General features: G+C 34.3%; 21 protein-coding genes. 9 read left to right on the forward strand and 12 right to left on the reverse strand.

All coding sequences use genetic code 11. From position 1 onward, the window contains the following. Window positions 1-13: 13 nt before the first annotated feature. From NCE97_RS06240 to NCE97_RS06260, 5 genes are all read right to left on the reverse strand, one after another. Window positions 14-1,306, reverse strand: coding sequence for an O-antigen translocase (locus NCE97_RS06240; RefSeq protein WP_353778097.1), 1,293 nt, complete (start codon window positions 1,304-1,306; stop codon window positions 14-16). Then, entirely contained in the window at window positions 1,307-2,407 is a 1,101-nt protein-coding gene (locus tag NCE97_RS06245) for a DegT/DnrJ/EryC1/StrS family aminotransferase (RefSeq protein WP_353778098.1), read from the reverse strand. Beyond that, window positions 2,404-3,276: a GNAT family N-acetyltransferase gene (locus NCE97_RS06250; RefSeq protein ID WP_353778099.1), complete on the reverse strand. Its 873-nt coding sequence runs from the start codon at window positions 3,274-3,276 to the stop codon at window positions 2,404-2,406. Before NCE97_RS06250 ends, NCE97_RS06245 begins: the two co-directional genes overlap by 4 nt. Before the next feature lie 123 nt (window positions 3,277-3,399). Continuing rightward, entirely contained in the window at window positions 3,400-4,347 is a 948-nt protein-coding gene (locus NCE97_RS06255) for a glycosyltransferase family 2 protein (protein ID WP_353778100.1), read from the reverse strand. Between the two features lie 57 nt (window positions 4,348-4,404). Then, a complete protein-coding gene (locus tag NCE97_RS06260; RefSeq protein WP_353778101.1) occupies window positions 4,405-6,156 on the reverse strand; it encodes a hypothetical protein in 1,752 nt (583 codons plus the stop codon). Window positions 6,157-6,292: 136 nt separating this feature from the next. Between NCE97_RS06260 and NCE97_RS06265 the strand changes: the two genes are divergently transcribed. The 4 genes from NCE97_RS06265 to NCE97_RS06280 are packed head-to-tail and all read left to right on the forward strand — an operon-like array spanning window position 6,293 to window position 9,593. Continuing rightward, window positions 6,293-6,907, forward strand: coding sequence for a class I SAM-dependent methyltransferase (locus NCE97_RS06265; protein ID WP_353778102.1), 615 nt, complete (start codon window positions 6,293-6,295; stop codon window positions 6,905-6,907). 48 nt (window positions 6,908-6,955) lie between these two features. Continuing rightward, window positions 6,956-7,924, forward strand: a complete 969-nt coding sequence (locus NCE97_RS06270; protein ID WP_353778103.1) for a fatty acid desaturase family protein — start codon at window positions 6,956-6,958, stop codon at window positions 7,922-7,924. Between the two features lie 3 nt (window positions 7,925-7,927). After that, window positions 7,928-8,851: a class I SAM-dependent methyltransferase gene (locus NCE97_RS06275; protein ID WP_353778104.1), complete on the forward strand. Its 924-nt coding sequence runs from the start codon at window positions 7,928-7,930 to the stop codon at window positions 8,849-8,851. 1 nt (window position 8,852) lies between these two features. After that, entirely contained in the window at window positions 8,853-9,593 is a 741-nt protein-coding gene (locus NCE97_RS06280; RefSeq protein WP_353778105.1) for a class I SAM-dependent methyltransferase, read from the forward strand. Here the strand turns inward: NCE97_RS06280 and NCE97_RS06285 are convergent, their stop codons facing one another. Both NCE97_RS06285 and typA read right to left on the reverse strand, forming a co-directional pair. Then, window positions 9,594-9,824 (reverse strand): uroporphyrinogen decarboxylase, encoded by a 231-nt coding sequence (locus NCE97_RS06285; RefSeq protein WP_353778106.1) that lies wholly within the window; start codon window positions 9,822-9,824, stop codon window positions 9,594-9,596. Between the two features lies 1 nt (window position 9,825). After that, complete coding sequence (gene typA / locus NCE97_RS06290; RefSeq protein WP_353778107.1) at window positions 9,826-11,625, reverse strand: translational GTPase TypA; 1,800 nt, start codon at window positions 11,623-11,625, stop codon at window positions 9,826-9,828. A gap of 193 nt (window positions 11,626-11,818) precedes the next feature. Between typA and NCE97_RS06295 the strand changes: the two genes are divergently transcribed. Then, window positions 11,819-12,181 carry a hypothetical protein gene (locus NCE97_RS06295; protein ID WP_353778108.1) on the forward strand — a complete coding sequence of 121 codons (363 nt, stop codon included), beginning with the start codon at window positions 11,819-11,821 and terminating at the stop codon, window positions 12,179-12,181. Between the two features lie 7 nt (window positions 12,182-12,188). On the opposite strand, the gene NCE97_RS06300 is transcribed toward NCE97_RS06295, so the two are convergent. After that, entirely contained in the window at window positions 12,189-15,632 is a 3,444-nt protein-coding gene (locus NCE97_RS06300) for a methylmalonyl-CoA mutase family protein (RefSeq protein WP_353778109.1), read from the reverse strand. A gap of 263 nt (window positions 15,633-15,895) precedes the next feature. Here NCE97_RS06300 and NCE97_RS06305 point away from each other — a divergent pair, with 263 nt between their 5' ends. After that, on the forward strand, window positions 15,896-16,996 hold the full coding sequence (locus NCE97_RS06305) for an OmpA family protein (RefSeq protein WP_353778110.1): 1,101 nt from the start codon (window positions 15,896-15,898) through the stop codon (window positions 16,994-16,996). A gap of 31 nt (window positions 16,997-17,027) precedes the next feature. On the opposite strand, the gene NCE97_RS06310 is transcribed toward NCE97_RS06305, so the two are convergent. After that, window positions 17,028-18,164, reverse strand: coding sequence for a TlpA family protein disulfide reductase (locus NCE97_RS06310; protein ID WP_353778111.1), 1,137 nt, complete (start codon window positions 18,162-18,164; stop codon window positions 17,028-17,030). 151 nt (window positions 18,165-18,315) lie between these two features. Between NCE97_RS06310 and NCE97_RS06315 the strand changes: the two genes are divergently transcribed. Further along, window positions 18,316-19,023, forward strand: coding sequence for a DUF4197 domain-containing protein (locus tag NCE97_RS06315; protein ID WP_353778112.1), 708 nt, complete (start codon window positions 18,316-18,318; stop codon window positions 19,021-19,023). Between the two features lie 6 nt (window positions 19,024-19,029). On the opposite strand, the gene NCE97_RS06320 is transcribed toward NCE97_RS06315, so the two are convergent. Continuing rightward, on the reverse strand, window positions 19,030-19,548 hold the full coding sequence (locus NCE97_RS06320) for a hypothetical protein (protein WP_353778113.1): 519 nt from the start codon (window positions 19,546-19,548) through the stop codon (window positions 19,030-19,032). A gap of 261 nt (window positions 19,549-19,809) precedes the next feature. On the opposite strand from NCE97_RS06320, the gene NCE97_RS06325 reads away from it, so the two are divergent. Together NCE97_RS06325 and NCE97_RS06330 are read left to right on the forward strand one after the other, a co-directional pair. Beyond that, a complete protein-coding gene (locus NCE97_RS06325) occupies window positions 19,810-20,004 on the forward strand; it encodes a Lacal_2735 family protein (protein ID WP_353778114.1) in 195 nt (64 codons plus the stop codon). A 70-nt stretch (window positions 20,005-20,074) separates the two neighbouring features. Further along, the gene (locus NCE97_RS06330; protein WP_353778115.1) at window positions 20,075-20,299 is read left to right on the forward strand and encodes a Lacal_2735 family protein; all 225 of its coding nucleotides are present in this window, start codon (window positions 20,075-20,077) and stop codon (window positions 20,297-20,299) included. Here NCE97_RS06330 and NCE97_RS06335 read toward each other — a convergent pair. Both NCE97_RS06335 and pyrF read right to left on the reverse strand, forming a co-directional pair. Further along, complete coding sequence (locus tag NCE97_RS06335) at window positions 20,268-21,062, reverse strand: ABC transporter substrate-binding protein (protein ID WP_353778116.1); 795 nt, start codon at window positions 21,060-21,062, stop codon at window positions 20,268-20,270. The two genes, NCE97_RS06330 and NCE97_RS06335, sit on opposite strands and share 32 nt — an antisense overlap. A gap of 6 nt (window positions 21,063-21,068) precedes the next feature. After that, entirely contained in the window at window positions 21,069-21,881 is an 813-nt protein-coding gene (gene pyrF, locus NCE97_RS06340; protein WP_353778117.1) for an orotidine-5'-phosphate decarboxylase, read from the reverse strand. Window positions 21,882-21,885 lie beyond the last annotated feature (4 nt).

Consider the following 21,885-nt stretch of genomic DNA (forward strand, 5'->3'; position numbering starts at 1 on the left):
GTTGGTTAAATGACTATTCTTCTTGTATTACTCCAAAAAGGGAGCTTCCAAAAATTAATAATACAATACCATAGTACATTAGATAGGTTACAAAGTGTCCAATAACAGCGCCTTGAACACCAAAACTGTCTATCAAGAAAACACTAGATACATAGAGCACTACAAATAAGAAAATCTCCAGTATGATAAAATGCCAAAACATTCTCTTAGCTAAAAATTGATATACAATAACAGCCGAAAGAACTTTAACAAAATCACCTAAAAGTTGCCATAGAAATAGCCCTTCTATTGGTTGGAATTCCTCAGTAAATATGAGACGTATTATTAACGTTCTTAATACGTAGATTAGTATTAACCCTCCTAAAAAAAATGGTATAACTGACTTATAAAATCCAAAAACCTCATCTCTAAAGGCTTTCTTTGTTTTCAACTCTTTAAATCTAGGTAAAATGTAAAGTGCTAATAATGAATTTACAAACATAAGATAGTAATCCGATATTCGATTCATTGCTTCCCAAAAGCCCGCTTCCTTAATACCTATAGTTTGAATAATATAGTTTCTGATAAGTATATAAACAATTGGCAATGCTATAGCAGAAACCAAAGCCATAAGTGCATAAGGACTTAAGGTATTTAGAACACTAAGGTCAATAGATGAGACCTTTAAATGCTTCATAAAGTTTCTTTGATTGGCTATTCCAACTAATGTAATAAGGAAAGCTAATGAAGGCGTTATTACTGCTGCTACCAAAGCGCCATCAATATTATCTTGCCATATCAAGAATAGTGTTACTACCAAACCAAACACTTGTCCTACTATACTAATGACCAATAACATTCTGAACTTGGAAAATCCATTCATTATGGAAAAAGTGAACATGTTCAGCGAATAAAATGGCAATGCTATAGCCAATACTTTTATGACATATGCGTAATTAAGATCTAAGAACAAAAAAGAGTTTATCCAATCTGCTTGATAATAACAAAAGAAGGATAATAAAATCGTAGCAAAATAGCCTAAGTAATAAGTTGTAGAAAGCGTTTTGCCTAATTCTACGATATCAGACTTTACTATGCTAATTTGCTTCACTACGCCTTTGTATAAGCCCAATACTGCGAATGATTGTGCAGCATTGATAAAGTTTCTAAGGTTACCGATAAGTGCCATACCTTCTGCTCCAATAAAAACAGCTATAGCTTTTGAGGTCAGTAAACCAGCAAAAATGCGCGTGAATATTGTGGCAGTGTTGAGATTAGCCACTTTAAATAGCACATTATCGTTTATGTAATTCTGAAATCTTTTCAACTAGTAGGCATTAATAACCTGAATTACCTTATCTATCTCGCCATTGGTCATTAAAGGGCTCATAGGGATACTCACACATGTATCATGAATCTTTTCCGTAATAGGTAATCTAAGTTGGTTAAACATAGTTAGGGCATTTTGTTTATGAGGCGGTTTTGGATAATGGATATGAGACTCTATATTGTTTTGCAAAAGATAATCTCTAAAATCATCCCTTTGTTCCACCCTAACCATAAATACGTAAAATACATGGTCTTTGGTTCTATTATAGGTTGGCAATATAACCTTTTTGTTAGTTATCTCATCCAAATATCGCAATGCTATACTTCTACGTTTTGCATTATCTTCATCTAGTTTTTTTAATTTGAAATTTAAGAAAAGTGCCTGAATATCATCTAACCTACTATTAAAGCCTATAATTTCATTTTCATATTTTTTCTCACTTCCATAATTATGAATAGACCTCAATACATTCATCAAATCTTCATCATTCGTAGTGACGGCTCCTCCATCTCCAAGAGCACCCAGGTTTTTACTAGGATAAAAACTAAATGCCGCAGCATCAGATAAATTCCCTGCTATTGTTCCACTGCTATCTAAGGCGCCATGTGCTTGTGCAGCGTCTTCTATCAGTAATAAATCATGTGTTTTTGATAATGCTTGTAATGCATTCATATCCGCCAACTGACCATACAAGTGTACAGCTATAATAGCCTTAGTATCATTTGATATAGCTTCTTTTACAGCTTTAGATGAGATATTATATGTATCGGCATCGGGTTCAACCAAAACTGGTTTGAGTCCTGCATGTAAAACTGATAAAATTGTTGCAATAAATGTATTAGCTGGCACTATAACTTCATCATTAGGTGCTAACCTTCCTAAATGGATATATGACTTTAGAATTAATGTCAAGGCATCTAGCCCATTGGCTGTACCAATACAATATTTAGTACCACAATAGTCTGCAAAGTTAGTTTCAAACGATTTTACATAATCTCCAAGAATGTATTGCCCTCCATCAAGAAAACGACCTAACTCGGCTTCAAAATCTGCTTTAAACCTTTGATTAACCTTATGTAAGTCTAAAAACTTAATCATGTAAAAACAGTATTTAATTTATGATGTTTTGAAGTCTCTAATCGATAAAAATCTTGAGTATAGCTCCTCGCTCCAAAACCTTCTTTCCAGTACATTAGCCCTTCATTGATCGTTCCATCTCTTTCATGAGAAGTTCCAAAATCAAAATATCTCTTTTCTTTGAAAACACTATTGATTATGTAATCATGGAGGAAGTCTAAACTTCCTAAATTATTCTTGTCCTGGTTTGCAGATATGTATTGAGAATGAGCAACCAATTCGGTTTCAAAAACTGTCGTCCCGGCTACAATAGTATCATCTTTATAAACATTGAATTGCCTTATATTTTTCGGGAAGCGCTGCTTTAGTAATGTTATTTCTTCTAAACTATGTACTGGTTGCACATTATGCTTTTGATTTAGGTTTGGCACCAAAATATTATTCCAAAACTCATCAAACGTATCTACTTCTCTGACTATAAGACTATTCTTTATTCCTCTTTTTATGCCATCTCGTCTATCCTTAGAAAGTTTTAATCGTGGTGAAGCCAAATCTATGGCAGAGATTATATCCTTTCTATATAGTTCTGCTTCTAATTTATACATCAAGAACTCCGCTTCATTACTTGGATATGCATTATATATTTCTGGCACCAGTTTTACATAAATATCTTTAACTCCTTCTGATTCAAAATGCATTAAAAGTGTTTTAAAACATCCTACTACATGCTTAAACTTAACATCTTTTGAAAGCACAAGGCTTCCATAAGTCAATCCTTGGTGTGAAAATACTTTGTCCCCATCTCTATTGGCAGGGAATACAGCAACTAAAGTTTCGTCTTTAAAGATCATTACAGAACAATCTATAAATCGGTCTTGATGGTACTCCATGAAATCTCTTTGAAAAAGAAATGTCCCATTTTTGGATTGAAGAACAAAATCATCCCAACTCGTTTTTTGGTCTCTGTGATATGTAATAGCTTTAAAAATAAATCTCAGGTTTAATTATCGATATTATTTATTATCAATCGTTAGGTTAGTCTTATCTACAATGTAAAGTGGTCTATTCTTTACATCTCTGTTAATTCTACTTATATACTCTCCAATAATACCTATGGAAAACAATTGAATCCCTCCAATGAACATGACACTCACGATTAGAGAAGTCCAGCCTGTAATGGTCTGCTTAAGAACAAAATGAGAAAAAATAGCAAACAATATTATAAGAAACGATAAAAATGAAATGAAAAAACCAAGACGTCTCACAAAAGTCAACGGCTTATCCGAAAACCCAGTAATAGCATCAATCGCTAGTGTAATCATCTTGCCATAAGAATAACCTGATCTCCCCTCCTTTCGGCTATCTCTGTTATAGGTTACCTTTGTATGTTTATACCCTAACCAAGCCATTTGCCCTCTTAGAAATTTACTTTGTTCGCTCATGTTTCTCAATGATAGAACTATCTTCCTGTCAAAAATTCTAAAATCTCCAGCATCTAAAGGAATGTCGAACGATACTATGCGATTAAAAAGTCTATAAAATATTTTAGCAGTAAGTTTCTTTAAGAACGATTCGCCTTTTCGTTGCTCTCTTTGGGCATATACTATATCATACCCTTCATTATATTTTTTATATAGTTTAGGTATAAGCTCTGGAGGATCTTGAAGGTCACTATCTATAATAACCACAGCTTTTCCACTACAAAAATCCAATCCGGCCGTCAGTGCAATTTGATGCCCAAAATTTCTGCTAAAGTCAATGTAAAAAACTTTGTCATTAGTTGTCGACCATTCTATAATCTTAGACAATGAATTATCTAGACTACCATCATTTACAAAAATCAATTCATAATCATCAGTAATTTCCTTAAGTGAATTGAGGGTTCTTGAATAGAATTCTGGTAGATTATTCTCTTCATTATAAACTGGGATTATAATAGAAAGCGTCTTTAAGCTATTCATACATCTATTAACTAAGTGCTAAAGGTAAATAATTCCATAATATTTAGCATAAAAATACTATGGCTTAGGTTTTGAAGCTTTAAGTATGTTGAAATATGGGTTACTCCAAACAATCTCATAATCATTCCTTTCAAGAAAATCCATCATTGCCTTTGATCTCACCTTATTATAATGCCTGCCTGTTGGTTCTTCAGAATTTAAATAGTTAGGGATTGGATCAGAAAATGATGCAACTGTATTAAACTTTTGCTGTACTACTATGGGTAATTGCTCTCTTTGAGCTTCTGCCTTTGTCAATTTTTCAACAAAAGAGTTTTCATCATATACCATTACCCAAGGATTATACATGTAAGGTTTTGTGTTGGTTAAAAAATGTACCAAAGGAATGTTATCGAACGTAAGAAGGTAATCATTGGGCATTACATAATCATCTAAATTAATCAATAGCTCGTTAATGATATCTGCACGTTCCTTTGTTGTATAGACGAGCTTTGTATAATTGTTATTAACCAAATATGTTTTCTCCAGCCTACTACCTGGATCAAAGTAAGCCTCTTTTGAAACATGATATGCCTTCACACAAAAGAAAGCTAATATCATAACACTTATAACTTTGTGTAGCGTTTCTTTAGAAAACTGTTTAGATATGTCAAAGTTTTCAAATCCAAAAGATAGTCCTATAGTTTTTAATTTGAACAAATATCCAATTGCTAAAGGAACTGCTAGCCAAATACACATATATCCACTACTATGAATTCCCCCGCCACTTCCTAATGGAAGACAGACCATTACTAAAAAGGCTATAAAAGCTAATAATTTCGCTTCCTTCTTTACCGCATTAAACTGTAATAATATCAGACCAAAGAATGAGATAGCGTATACGGCATAAATACCTCCACTCCTAAAGAACAGAAAAAATACTGCGAATATAACTATAGCAAGAACATAGATAATTTTCCTTCTATTTTTAAGGTATTCACTAATAAGCAAGAATATGATACTCATTAATAAAAATGCACTTGAAAAAAGTAGCACCTTCTTATAGTTGTAAATAAAGACGTAGACTAAATCTATTATACTGTGCCCACTACCTCTTGTTTTACCTAAGTTGAACAAGGTGTTAATAGCATCTGAAAAAATTTCAAACTGCCCAAGCAATATCATTATCAACAGAATAACTCCTATACCTATTACAATTCCCAAAACAAAAAACAATGAAGGTTTGAAGGCTTCTACTAATCTTTCCTTTTTCAAAAAAACCATTAGAGGTATTGCCAATATCAAAACGGATAGCGATAAGTTTGGCAATCTTGTAAACACATTAACTCCTACCAATAATCCTGACAAAAAAAGCAGGGTAAGGTTTTGTCTAAGGATACCTCGATGTAATAAGAATGCAATCCATACAGAAAAAAAAGCAGTAAGTTGATTATGGTAGAACACCAAAAAACCATAATCGTTAACAAAAAGGACCATTGCTAAACCTATCAATGCGTGCTGTGGTTTCATGTAGTCTTTTAGCAATTTATAGGCAAGCACAAAAGTTCCTGTGTTTACAATAATAGCTAAGATTTTAAACCAAAGTACACCCCCATTTGGGAACAACAAATACCAAAATCCTCCTAAAATTGTAGATAACCAATAGACAAAATTATATTCTACTGATTCTGGTGCATTAAAAATTTGCTGATATCCAGATAACACAAACCCATCGTCACAGACATCTAACCCTTGAAACGCTAAGAGCAATTGCACTAAAACAATTACAATAATTGTAATGGAAAATACTTTAGATTCAGATAGTTTCAATTTTCTTATTGATTTGGCAGTCCCACAAAAAAAAGGAATATTTATAATAACGCACAAGCCATAAGCAATTTTTTATTGAGCTATCTCTTTTCTTTTATAAAAGAACTATCTTGGTCGTTTCAAGCCAAAAGCACTAATGACTATTAATAAAATAGCTGAGTTTTTCCTTAAAAACCCTTTTGTATATTGGTCTTATCAAGGTTTAGTCGGAGGACATAAAGCCCGCAAGCACTTTGTAAAAAATGATGTACGCCCAAGACCAAATATTAAATTATTGGATATGGGGTGTGGTCCGGGGAATATGATTGAATATTTACCTAATCTTGACTATACAGGATTCGATGCCGACAAGAAATACATAGATGCTGCTGTTAAAAAGTATGAAGAAAAAGGACTTTTCATTCATTCCGACATAGAAAGTTTTGAAATCACTGAACCAAACTCATTTGATATTGCCATGGCTTCTGGTCTGTTACATCATCTAGATGACAATAATGCCAAACGCTTCTTTGAAATTGCTAAGACTGCATTGAAACCTAATGGTAGATTAATAACTGTTGATGGATGCTATATAAAAGGTCAATCAAGAATTGCCAAATTTCTATTAGACCAAGACAGAGGAGAATATATTAGAACACAGTCAGCTTACGAAGCTTTGGCTGAAACAAGTTTTGACAAAGTAAATATCTCTATAAAACATAGTTATTTCAATGTGCCTTACACATTAATCGTCATGGAGTGTATTGCATGACACATCGCAAATTATACTTAAATTCGCCTAATAAGAAACAACTACTCTTTGGTCAACGTTAATAATATAGAAGGTATTAAATTTGGAGATGTAACAAATTTCGATGGAGTCAGCTATCAGGAATTTCGGAAACATCTTAACCCAAAGTATAGTATGGTGTGGAGAGATTTAAGTATTGGATATGTACTTTTTCTATCTACTATTGTATGTTTCGCATATCTAGAAGCTCAAATTAGTAATGTTTACACTTTAATCTTGTTGGCACTATGTTTTGGTATAATAGCTGCATTTTGGCTCGCAAATATTCAATTATTTATTCATGAAGCGGCACATTATAATATCCACCCAAATAAAAAAACTAATGATATACTTGCCAATATCTTTGTTGGCCTTATAGTCGGTGTAAATATCAATGCCTACCGCAAAACTCATTGGAAACATCACTTGAGACTTGGTAATACTGATGATACTGAGCATAGTTATTTTGAAGCTTTATCGTTATGGTATATCATTAAAATGCTTACAGGGCTTCATGTCCTAGCAGTGCTTAAAGGCAGAAATAAGTTAGAAAATGCTCAGACTAGTGAATCCCTTAAACAACAAAAAATGGCGTTGCTTTACGGTGCCCTTTTCAATATGATAATAATTGCCTTTTTAGTCTTAAATAGTCTGTACTTTACAGCTTTAGTTTGGATCATTACAATTGGTGTTTTTTATCCTTTTTTTGCATCCATCAGGCAAATTATGGAACATAGAGATGAAAAAGCTGACAAGAATGTGGATTTCCGTCAAATAAACCATGGTAAGGTAAGTCGGTTGTTTAGAGAAGGTGTTTTTTCATATTTTTTTGGAGGCGCAGGCTTCAACAGGCATTTAATACATCATTGGGATCCTCAAATCTCTTATACCCGATTAAAAGAAGTTGAAGCTTTCTTGGAGCAAACAGATGCTTGTGGCACAATAATCAAAGCTTCTAAGACTACATATTTCAAAACTTTTCTAACATTAATTAGATAGGTTATGGAAGAACAAAAACCCTGTGTAATCTGTAATTCTAGCCAAACATCCTTATGGTGTCAAAGTAAGGATTTAGAATATCATACAACGGATGAAATATATACATTTTATAAATGTGGCCAATGCAGTACAATCTTTATAGCAGATTTTCTAGTAGATCAACTTCCAACAATATACCCATCTAATTACTACTCGTTCAGCAAACAAAAAAAGACCTTAGGACTTAAAGTAAAAAACTACTTAGACCGTCGTTTATTTAAACGTCTATTATCCAAATTTAATAATAGACCAATAAATGTTTTAGATGTTGGAGGCGGTTCTGGATGGTTGCTAAATACTATAAAAGAAATCTATCCAAACATTAACGTTAGTCAAATCATTGATATTGATTTAGAGGCAAAAAATCAAGCTGAAAAAGATGGTCATGAATTCTTCCATGGAACAGTAGAAGAATTTGAAACTGATGTTTCTTTTGATGTCATATTAATGCTCAATTTAATAGAACACATAAGTAATCCTGAAGAAACACTAAACAAGCTTTCTAAAGTTTTAAAACCAGACGGTACTATCTTAATAAAAACTCCAAATGTAGATAGCCTAGATGCTAGATTATTTAGGAAGAGATATTGGGGAGGCTTGCATTGCCCAAGACATTGGATTTTATTTTCTGAAAAAAGTTTCAGGCAATTAATTTCTCGAACACCTTTATCCGTCAAAACTTTAAAACACACACAAGGGGCTCCTTTTTGGGCCTGGAGTATCTTAGCACTATTGAAACAAAACAAGCTTATTAAAACCTCGAAAGAAAAGCCTATGATTTATCATCCTTTAGTTCCAATTCTTAATGTCCTTTTTGCTGGTTTTGATTTTTTGAGAGGAGCTTTAGGCTTTAAAACTTCCCAAATGTTCGTTGAATTAGAAAAATAAGATGAAAGCTACATTTGAAGACATATACCATAACAATGAGCAATCACATTTTTGGTTTAAGGCTAGGCGAAAATTGATTTTACAATTCTTAAAATCTTATCAGAAGGATATTAAGATATTAGATGTCGGATGCTCTTCGGGAATTTTATTAAAAGAGCTTATAGAAGAAGGGTTTGATCCAAAATTGCTGTACGGTATTGACATTAGTGAAAAAGCAATTAATAATTGTAAATCGAATGGACTTAAAAACGTGTTTGTAATGGATGCACAAAATATCACTTTGAAAGAAAAGTTCGATGTCATTATTGCTTCCGATTGCTTAGAACATTTGCAAGAAGATGAAAAAGCACTAATTGATTGGGAAAATCTAATGCATGATAATGGAACTCTGATGGTTTTTGTACCTGCTCTGAAAGTACTTTGGAGTAAACACGATGAGCTCAATATGCACTATAGGCGTTATACCAGAAAGGAATTATCTCAAAAAATAAAACAAACTGGATTACGTATTGAAAAAGCCAGTTACTGGAACACCTTTTTGTTTCTACCTATTTATTTTATAAGAGTAGCAGGAAGAGTGATTAACAAGAAATCTAAAGATGACTCTGGAGATATCAAACCTATACCTTTAATAAATAGCATACTATATCTACTACTATTAATGGAAAACAAACTACTTAGATTTATGAATTTCTTTATAGGTGTAAGCACATTTTCTATTGCCAAAAAGCAATCTAAATAGCTAATCTTGCTTCTTAAGCAGATAATACAAATTAATACCAATAATAGCAGCATTGGTAATAATGATTGGCCAAGACGTTTGCAACATAATACCATATACTACAAACAATAATGCGCCTAAAGAGTTTACAATACGTAGCTTATTGACTTCTTTCATCATAAAGGATACCAGCAATACTGCTGATGCTAGATACCCAACCCATTCTGTTATTGTAATGCCTAAAAACTCCATCTTATAATGCTTTTGAACGTTTACGATCTACTTCTTTCAATAGTATTTTTCTAAGTCTAAGATGATTTGGAGTAACCTCAACATACTCATCTTTTTGAATATATTCTAAAGCTTCCTCTAATGAGAATTTTATTGCAGGTACAATTCTAGCCTTGTCATCTGCTCCTGCTGAACGGACATTACTCAACTTTTTAGTTTTAGTAACATTGACAACCATATCATCTCCTCTAGAATTCTCGCCAATAACCTGTCCTTCATAAATTGATTCTCCTGGGTCAATAAAAAACTTGCCCCGTTCTTGTAGTTTATCAATCGAATAAGGAATCGCAGTTCCATTCTCCATGGATACTAAGGATCCATTTTGACGCTCAGGAATACCTCCTTTTATAGGCTGATATTCTTTAAAACGATGCGCCATGATTGCCTCTCCGGCTGTAGCAGTAAGCAATTGATTTCGCAAACCTATTATTCCTCTAGAAGGTACTATAAACTCGCAAACCATACGTTCTCCTTTGGCTTCCATGCTTAGCATCTCACCTTTTCGCATCGTTACCATTTCTATAGCTTTCCCAGAAACATCTTCTGGTAAATCAATCGTCATTTCTTCAAAAGGTTCACATTTTACACCATCAATTTCCTTGATGATTACTTGAGGCTGTCCGATTTGTAATTCGTAGCCTTCTCGTCTCATGGTTTCTATCAATACTGAAAGATGCAATACACCACGACCAAAGACCATAAACTTATCAGCACTATCAGTAGCTTCTACTCGTAATGCTAAATTCTTCTCAAGCTCTTTCTCTAAACGCTCTTTGATGTGTCTAGATGTTACAAACTTTCCATCTTTACCAAAAAACGGTGAATCGTTAATGGTAAACAACATACTCATTGTAGGCTCATCAATAGCAATAGTTTTAAGACCTTCAGGATTTTCGAAATCTGCGATAGTGTCTCCAATTTCAAAACCTTCAAGACCAACAATAGCACATATATCACCTGCTTCAATGGCATCTACCTTCTTTCTTCCAAGACCTTCAAATGTATGAAGCTCTTTTATCTTCGATTTTAAAATACTTCCATCTCGCTTTACTAATGAGACCTGCATACCTGCTTTCAATTGTCCTCGTTGCAAACGCCCTATAGCAATTCGACCTGTAAATGATGAATAATCTAAAGACGTGATTAACATTTGCGTAGAACCTTCTTCAACTTTTGGTGAAGGAATATGCTCAATAACCATATCTAGTAATGGCTGGATAGAATCTGTTTCTTGCTGCCAATCTTCACTCATCCAATTGTTCTTTGCAGAACCATATACTGTAGGGAAATCTAACTGCCATTCTTCTGCTCCCAATTCAAACATCAAATCAAAAACAGCTTCGTGGACCTCATCTGGCGTACAGTTTTCTTTATCCACTTTATTGACTACAACACAAGGTTTAAGTCCCAAATCGATAGCCTTTTGCAATACGAATCGTGTTTGTGGCATTGGTCCTTCAAAAGCATCAACCAATAATAACACACCATCAGCCATATTCAACACACGTTCTACTTCTCCTCCAAAATCGGCGTGACCAGGTGTATCAATAATATTAACCTTGGTATCCTTATAGGTCACAGAAACATTCTTGGACGTAATTGTAATACCACGTTCGCGCTCTAAGTCATTGTTATCCAGAATCAACTCTCCTGTAGTTTCATTACTTCTGAACAATTGACAATGATGCATGATCTTATCTACCAAAGTGGTTTTACCATGATCGACGTGCGCTATAATTGCTATATTTTTTATCTGAGCCATGAGCTATCTAATTTGAGCGTGCAAAAGTACGCCTTATTTACCTCAAATAGTTAAGAATATGTTATTATTTATGTTTTTGATACTACTAGCGACTAACTTGCGTTAAAATATTGATTGATTAATAGTAAATGGTTTCGTAAACCAACCTTCAGAAAGCATTTACAATAGTTCTTAACCCCTCAAATTTTAGTATATGAGAATTATTAGTAAATATTCCAAGTTCACGCCGTATCTATATTTTTTAGCGATGATTGCGTATTGGTTTACTGATGTAAACAGAGCCGAAGGCATCTCAGCTTATCCAATATTATTATTTGGAATTCCTTTCGTATGGCAATTAATTAGACCTAGCAAAAAGCTCAACTTTTCATTAGGGATAGTCTTTGTTTGCTTATCCTCCTATTTGATATTAGCGTATTTATTTGATGCGCTACACATCGTTGAAATCACAGATCGTGTAAAACGTTTCTTAATTCTAGGTGGCTTCTTTGTACTAGGAAATTTCATCATGTCATTATGGATGATACGAAATAGTATAAAGAAAGAATTTAGCTAATAAGCAACTACATATTCCTTCTGTACTGTCCTCCTACTTCAAATAGCGCTGATGTTATTTGACCTAAGGAACAGTATTTAGTCGCCTCCATTAATTGTTCAAAGATATTCTGATTATTTATGGCTGCCTGCTGAATAATCGTCAACTGCTCTTTAACAATAGCTTCATTACGTTTATTCAAATCTTGAAGCGTATCAATTTGAGCCTGCTTTTCTTCTTCTGTTGCTCTGATGACCTCAGCTGGAATAACAGTTGGCGACCCTTTACTACTCAAGAATGTATTTACACCAATAATTGGGAATTCTCCTGTATGCTTAAGCGTTTCATAATATAAACTCTCTTCTTGTATCTTACTGCGTTGATACATTGTTTCCATAGCTCCAAGCACACCGCCACGTTCTGTAATTCTATCAAATTCTAGTAATACAGCTTCTTCAACTAAATCGGTAAGCTCTTCAATAATGAATGCACCTTGAATTGGGTTCTCGTTTTTAGCTAATCCTAATTCTTTATTAATAATCAACTGAATTGCCATGGCACGACGTACAGATTCTTCCGTAGGCGTTGTAATCGCTTCATCATAAGCATTCGTGTGCAGTGAATTACAGTTATCATAAATAGCGTATAATGCTTGAAGCGTTGTTCTAATATCATTAAAATCAATCTCCTGAGCATGCAATGAACGCCCTGAAGTCTGGATGTGATACTTCAACATTTGTGCTCTTGGATTGGCACCATACTTATGCTTTAAGGCTTTTGCCCAAATACGTCTTGCCACACGACCTATAACAGCGTATTCTGGATCGATACCATTAGAGAAGAAGAATGATAGGTTTGGACCAAACTTATTGATATCCATTCCTCTTGAAAGGTAATACTCCACATACGTAAATCCATTAGCCAATGTGAATGCCAATTGCGAAATTGGATTGGCACCAGCTTCTGCAATATGATATCCTGAAATAGATACAGAATAGAAGTTTCTTACCTGGTTTTCTATGAAATACTCCTGTACATCTCCCATTAATCGCAATGCGAATTCTGTAGAGAATATACAGGTATTTTGAGCTTGGTCTTCTTTTAAGATGTCAGCCTGAACTGTACCACGAACTTGAGCAATGGTTTTCGCTTTGATATCTTCGTAAACATCCTTAGGTAATACTTGATCTCCCGTAACTCCCAATAACATTAAGCCTAAACCGTCATTACCTTCAGGAATGTCTCCAAGATATTTTGGTCGCTCTTTTCCTTTATAAATCTTAGCAATCTTAGCTTCAACTTCTTTTTCTAAGCCGTGTTCTTTAATGTATAACTCACATTGCTGGTCAATAGCAGCGTTCATGAAGAATCCTAATAACATTGGTGCAGGACCGTTGATGGTCATACTCACCGAAGTCATAGGGTCAGCTAAATTGAAGCCTGAATACAATTTTTTGGCATCATCCAAACAACAAATTGACACACCTGCATTACCAATCTTTCCATAGATATCTGGTCGGTAGTCTGGATCGTTACCGTATAATGTCACTGAATCGAAAGCCGTAGATAAACGCTTAGCTGGCATTCCAAGACTTACATAATGAAAACGTCTGTTGGTACGTTCTGGACCACCTTCTCCTGCAAACATACGTGTAGGATCTTCTCCTGTTCTCTTGAAAGGGTACAATCCTGATGTATAAGGAAATTCTCCTGGAACATTTTCTTGTAAGCTCCAACGTAAAACATCTCCCCAAGCTTGATACTTTGGCAATGCCACTTTAGGAATTTGAGTATGAGATAATGACTCAGTATGTGTTTCTATTTTTATCTCTTTATCTCTTACTTTGAAAGAATATACTGGTGCTTTATAACGATTTACCTTTTCGTCCCAATTGGTAATGATTTCCCAATTGTAAGGATCAAGGTTCATTTTGACACGGTCAAACTCTTTAATCAACAATTCCATGAACTCCTTACTGTCATCCTGAACTTGATTCAGAATTTCATCATCATTTAACCCTCTCTCGTTAAAAAGAGACTTCTCGCCTGTGCTCGAAGTGATATTAGCAACTGAGCAGATTGTCTTATAAATTCCATATAACTTTTGAGCGACATCAACTTGTTCGGTGGCCTTTTTGTCGTAAGCTCTATTATTTTCTGAAATTTCAGATAGATATCTCGTTCGTGCTGGTGGAATCACAAAAATCTTCTCACTCATTTCTTTCGAGATTTCGAAAGTCGATTTCAAATCAGTATCAGTTTTCTCAACCAATTCGTCCATAATCGCTTTATAAAGCGTATTCATTCCTGGATCGTTGAACTGAGATGCGATAGTTCCAAACACTGGCAAATCGTCTTGAGGTGTATCCCAGAGATTATGATTACGCATGTACTGCTTCTTCACATCACGTAAAGCATCTTTGGCGCCTCTTTTATCAAACTTATTGATCGCTACTAAGTCGGCAAAGTCAAGCATATCAATCTTCTCAAGCTGAGTAGCAGCACCAAATTCTGGTGTCATCACGTAGAGTGATACATCGCTATGTTCTAATATTTCAGTATCTGATTGTCCAATCCCTGAAGTCTCAAGAATAATGAGATCGTACTCTGCAGCCTTAAGAACTTCAACTGCTTCATTAACATATTTAGACAATGCTAAGTTAGATTGACGAGTTGCCAAGCTTCGCATATATACTCTTGGAGAATTGATAGCATTCATTCGAATACGATCACCTAGCAATGCTCCTCCTGTTTTTCTTTTTGAAGGATCTACAGAAATAATCCCTATAGTTTTCTTCGGAAAGTCTATCAAGAAACGACGCACTAATTCATCTACCAAGGATGATTTTCCTGCACCTCCTGTTCCAGTAATTCCGAGTACTGGTGTTTTAGACGTTTTATTTTTATTGTGAATGGTGTCTAATGCATCTTTGGCTACATCTGGAAAGTTCTCAGCAGAGGAAATCACTCTTGCAATAGCCTTTGGATTCTTACCAGGTAATATTTCAGCTTCACCGTTTAAGGATTCACCAATAGCATAGTCTGATTTTTCAACTAAATCATTGATCATACCTTGTAGTCCCATTTCTCGACCATCGTCTGGAGAATAGATTCTGGTAATTCCATAATCCATCAAATCTTTGATTTCTTCAGGAAGAATAACTCCACCTCCGCCTCCAAAGATTTTTATGTGGTCGGCACCTTTTTCTTTAAGCAAATCGTACATGTACTTAAAATACTCATTATGACCACCTTGATAAGATGTCATTGCTATGGCATTGGCATCTTCCTGAATGGCTGTATTTACAACCTCTTCCACACTGCGATCATGTCCAAGATGAATTACCTCTACACCTGTAGATTGGATAATTCTACGCATGATATTAATGGCTGCATCGTGCCCATCGAAAAGTGATGCTGCAGTTACAATTCGTACTTTATGTTTTGGTTTATATGGCGCTACTTGCTTCATTCGTAATCAAACTAGGTTTTTGTGCTGCAAAATTACAGAAAATCTAAAAATTTTGCCCTATTAATAATAAATCATTAACAATCTGATTCTCTAATAAAATTCATACTTCTTCAACATTTTTCACCTAAAAAAGCCTCTTGATTTTCTATTCTCAATCTTTTTGAAATGTGACTAATGTTAAAATTGAGTGTCTAAATCTTTGGTATAGCGGCAAATATCTTCCGCATTTATAGATACCATAACCATTAACTGATTTTTATTACATGAAAAAACAATTATTTTTTGGCTTGTTCACATTATTAGGAATTAGCCTTATTCAAGCACAAGGATTACCTGAAAATCCAGAACCGGGAAAATGCTATGTAAAGTGTATTACTAAAGATGAGTTCAAAGAAGTTGAAGAGACACTTCAAACTTATCCTGCTTACACTAAGCTTAAGGTAGTTCCTGCTACTTACAAAACTGTAGAGGAAACTGTATTGGTAAAAGAAGCTACTAAGAAGTATGTCTATGTACCAGCTACGTATGAAACGATTGAAGTACCTTACATCAAAAAAGCTGGTCGTACAGATTTGAGAACCGTTCCTGCTACTTTTGGAAATGATTCTAAAACTTTTGAAATCTATCCTAAAACGTCTGGATGGGAGTATAAAGTTCTTGAGGACTGTCCTTCTGTAAACAAAGAAGATTGTGTTGCTGCATGTTTTGTTGAGTATCCTGCTCAATCCATGGATGTACCATTTACAACTCTAGCATCAGATGCTTCTACAAACTCAATTCCTGTTGGAGAGCAAAACGCTACATACAAAAAGCGTGTTATCAAAACTCCTGCTAGAATGGATGAAATCGAAATCCCTGCAGAATATACAACTATCAGAAAACAAGTTGTGGATCAGCCATCACATACGACTACTGAGACTGTTCCTGCAAAATATACTACAGTAACGAGAACTGTTTTAGCTAAAAAAGGTGGAATTACTACTTGGGAAGAAGTTGATTGTGAGCTTTTGAATCCTAATGTTTTACCTGTATTCTACGAACTAGCAAGTGCAAGATTAACTCCAGAGTCTAAAAGAATTATCGATGAAACGTTATTGCCTATCATGAAAGATTCTAACGTTAGCGTAGAGATTATGTCTCATACAGATTCTAGAGGTGATGATGACTACAATATGTCTTTATCTCAAGCTAGAGCAAATTCTGTTGTAAACTATTTAGTTTCTAAAGGTATCTCTAGAAGCCGTTTAAGAGCGAGAGGATTTGGAGAAAGTAGATTGACAAACCGTTGTTCTAATGGTGTGGATTGTTCTGAATCTATGCATCAAAGAAATAGACGTACTGAGTTTAGAGTGATTAATAATTAATCTGAACTGTTGTCGTGAGAAAGCTCCTTTTTTAAGGAGCTTTTTTTGTTACAGAAAAAACTGTGTAGCTGGTTTGCTTTTTTTCTGCCTTAATGCCATAACTATCTTGAAGTTCACCTTGCATTAAATTAAAGTACTTGTAATGAATTTGCCAGTCGTGCTTACCACTAGTATCAAAACCTGAAGGCTCTATAATAACTGGCATTTCTATAGCTTTAGCAAGTACGTTAGAGACTTCATACAAGCTAACATTATCGGCTTTAATTTCTGAATCGCCAACCATAAAAGAAGGACTTCCTGTTCCCCAATTAATTTGAGTTGTATCCCAAAATGTTGGTGTTTCTACCTTGAGCACTAAAGCTTCTCCTTTAGATTGTTCGGTGGTATATTGTAGGTTTAAATCAGATAATATGGTGTCTTCAATATTTTTGTAAGCATTTGAGTCTTTCCTTATAAATATTTGATAGTACTTATTCATGCTTTCAGGGACTTCAATTTGCTCACTATACACATTGGAAGCATAGCTTAATATATTGCTTAACTTCCCTTGTAATTTCAAATATCCATTTTGCTCATTGACTTCTATATTAGTATTCATTGTATCATTGAGCTCTTTAATTTCGAAATCGCTAGTAGGTATATAAGAAGTTACATCGGTTACTGCGATGTCTTTAATTTCAAATATGTCTTTGAAGCTGGCTCTCTTTTTATACTGCTTCAAAAACTTTTCGATATGATGATTCTTCAAATCCGCTGGAGCACCTTCCCAAACAATATGTCCATCAGCGTTGACCAAAATAGCATGTGGTAATACTCGTATCTTGTTTTTATTAAATGTTTCGCCTTCAAAATCTATAGCTACTGCTAATGTGGTAGGATTCTTTGAGAGGAACTTTTTTACTTTTTCTGGATTTTCCTCAGAAATAGAAACAATATAGAAGTCTTTTGGATATTGTTTTTGAAGCGAACCTAAATACTTTTTTACATGAATGCATGGCGCACACCAAGTTGCCCAAAAATCTATTAAGTACAGTTTGTTTTCGTTGCTTTCGGCGGTCTTGGAGTACTGAATTACTTCAGAAACCTTCACCTGACTATTTATAACATTTAAAGGCAGCAATAATACTATTATAAAAAGGGTGCTTGTCTTTAAAATCTTTTGTTTCATGCTTTCAATGTTAGGATAATATTGTTAATCAAATACTATGCTAAAATTTTGTTACCAACAATAGTTTGTTAAAAACGTGAAAGCTAGTAAAAAATTACACTAATTTATCATAGTTAAAATTATCTTTGTACAATATTGAAATCCAAACATCATGACAAAAAGAATTCTTGCCTTAATTCTAATATTCAATCTTACAGCTTGCGCAGAACTGCAAGAAGTGGTGAAACAATTACCTCAATCTGGAGGTGTTCTTAGTAATGCAGATATTGCAGCTGGTTTAAGACAAGCTCTCGATTTTGGAATCGACAAACAAGTATCCAAGCTTACTCAAAAAGATGGATTCTTTAGAAATGAATTGGTAAAAATTCTATTACCTGACGAATTGAAAAAAGTTGATAAGGGCCTTAGAGATATAGGTTTAGGAAACTTGGCAGATGAAGGCTTAAAAGTGCTTAATAGAGCTGCTGAAGATGCCGTAAAAGAGGCGACACCAATTTTTGTCAACGCTGTTAGGGATATTACTTTTGCAGATGCAAAGAATATTCTTTTGGGTGAAGATAATGCAGCAACACAATACCTCACTGGAAAAACTCAAACAGATTTGTACAATAAGTTTAAGCCTGTAATTAATAGCTCGTTTAGCAAGGTTGGTGCAGATCAAATCTGGGAAAACCTCATCACTAAATACAACAACCTTCCTTTTACCAATGATGTTAATCCTGATCTAACGGATTATGTAACTGGTGAAGCACTAAAAGGTGTGTATACAATGATTGCCGTTGAAGAGAAAGAGATACGAAATAAAGTTTCTTCAAGAACAACAGACTTATTAAAGAAGGTATTTGCTTTACAAGATTAGCCTAGTCTATTTAGATTTTTTATAAAGTCCATCAAAAGCAACGACTACATCTTTTCCTTCGGTATAGGTTTCCCATAGTTGTCGAACCGTTCCGTCTTCATTATCGGTCCAAGTCACTTGATGATAAAAGGTTTTGCCTTCATTGTTTTTGGCATCATCTGTTCTTAGAATCATCTGATTGCCTTTTTTATGACCTTTTAAGTGAAGATTTCCACCTTGGTTGTCTACCCAAAGTTGCTCCCATTGTTTCTTTTGTGCGTTATAAAAACTAAAGCTGGTTCCTGTATAACCACTAGTTGCACTTGTCCAGTTTTCCCTAAGAATGCAATCATCCTGAATCTTGTCTAAACTATTTGTGCCAGCTGGTGAGCCATTAGGCTGAGTTACTGTCCATTCTCCAACCCAAAAATCGAATTGCGAATGTGTTTCGGTGCAACAGTTACAATTGGCTTTAGCAGTTGCGTCTTGTGCTGTTAGTGTTAATGAACCAATTGAAAAAGCTAGAATAAAGAAGATGGTTTTCATATAGTTGATAGATTAGTTAAGTACTTAAATATATTAAACCAAGCTTAATTTAATGCTAATATTAACATAACATTAAAACCAACAATAACGCGCATCTTTGTTACTCAAAGTAAAGAAGAGTCATACATCTTTAATTTGGATTAGCAAAAGTTGGTTAGTAAAAAAGTCGGATCTTCTACCGACTTTTTTTATTAACAATATTGCAATTTACCTTCCTGAATTGCAATATTTTAAATATATTTATGGGACAATGTTGTAGTGATGAAAAATATATCTAAAATCAAGAACCACCAAATTAAGCTACAGCTTCGGTATAAACAGTTGATTGAACAGGCCTACAACTTGCGACAAACCGATCATGCACTGAGTGATGTCTCTGAGTATAGAGCCATCAAACTTCTCAACAAGATCAATCGTCTTAAATATTTAGAGAGGGAAGCACAACCTATTGCTTAAAACACTTCCAGGATACTTAGCTTTTAGTCTAGTCTTTGAAAACCTTTTATCAATTTAAAATAAAAGGCTTATGACACATTTTTGTAAAGTAAATCGTAACAACCACTTTTATGAGGATATTGAGTACCTCAAATTTCTAGAACAAAAGTACTTATTGTATATTGAACAAGCTTATAATCTAGCACAAACAGATGCTAGTCTAAGTGATATTTTATACTTTGAAGCTAAAAAACTTAAAAAGTCTATTTTAAGCTTTAAGTACATCAACTCACCAGCTCTTGATGTAGTTTTTTAAAATACTTAAACGCTTTAGTAAGCCTGGATCCATACCAAGAAAAGGCTTCACCATCGACAAGTAATACTTTGGCATTGGAATAATACTTCTTAAGTTCTTCTTTGTGTATTTCCTTGAACGGGTAGGGTTCGCTAGATAACAAGACCAATTCTACATTTTCATTCTTATTCGAATCTAGATCAACTTCAGGGTATCGGTCTAAGTTTTCATAATAATTCTGAAACTTATTCAGGCTAAGCAAATAATTGATAAATGTATCTTTACCTGCTACCATCCAGGGGTTTTTCCAAATAAAATATGCTGTTTGTATTGATTGTTTATTTGAAATAAACTTTTCAAAGTCTTTCTGTTCTTGTTTGATTGTATCGGATATTAACTTAGCCTTATCTGAACAATCAAATAAGTCAGCATACATGGTTATAAGTTCGTGACAATCTTCAACTGTATAAATATCACTGACATGTGTTTGTGCTATTTGTTCACAACTTTCAACAATAGCTAGTGTATTCTCCTCTTTGTTACAAAGTATAATGTCTGGATTAAGTGCTTTAATTTTGTATATATGAACTTGCTTTGTGCCACCAACAACGGTTTTCTCCTTTCGTAAATGCTTTGGGTTAATGCAGAATTTTGTTACGCCTACAATCTTGTCTTCCAAACCTAAATCAACCAAAAGTTCGGTAAGACTAGGCACTAAAGACACAATACGTTTTGGTTTATCTTTAAAATGAAGTTTACGTTGAAGTTGGTCTGAGTACTCCATGACATGCTAAGACATAATATCTGCCATCTGCTCCTGTAATTCTCTAGCTTTAGAGGCAGCTGCTTCAGCAAAATCTTTACCATTGGAAGCATAAATGATTCCACGAGAGGAATTAATAAGTAACCCAACATTGCTATTCATGCCATACTTACAAACCTCTTGCAGGTTACCTCCTTGTGCTCCTACTCCAGGAACTAATAGAAAACTTTCTGGAATTATCTGACGAATCTCAGCTAGGTATTCTGCCTTAGTAGCTCCTACAACATACATTAGGTTTTGGCTATTTGTCCATCCTTTTGAAGTTTCTAAAACTTGCTTATACAGTTCTTGACCTTCAACTGTTTTTGTTTGAAAATCAAAAGCACCTTGATTTGAGGTTAGTGCCAACAGAATTGTATGTTTATCTTCAAAAGCTAGAAATGGCTCTACTGAGTCTTTCCCCATGTATGGTGCTACTGTTACACTATTGAAGGCTAAGTCTTCAAAAAAGGCTTTAGCATACATGGTACTAGTATTTCCTATATCACCACGTTTTGCATCAGCTATAGTAAAGATTTCAGGGTGGTTTTCATTAAGGTAATTAATAGTCTTTTCTAAAGCTTTCCATCCTTTTATACCATAGGCTTCATAAAATGCCGTATTTGGTTTATATGCTACACAAAGATGGTGTGTTGCGTCTATTATTGCTTTATTAAAGGCAAATATTGGATCCTCTTCTTCCAATAAGTGCTTTGGAACTTTATTAAGGTCTACATCCAATCCTATGCACAGAAAAGATTGCTTTTGTTTGATTTGGCTGTATAGCTGGTGTTTGGTCATAGGT

Source organism: Winogradskyella sp. 3972H.M.0a.05 (assembly GCF_040493455.1).
Taxonomy (GTDB): Bacteria; Bacteroidota; Bacteroidia; order Flavobacteriales; family Flavobacteriaceae; genus Microcosmobacter.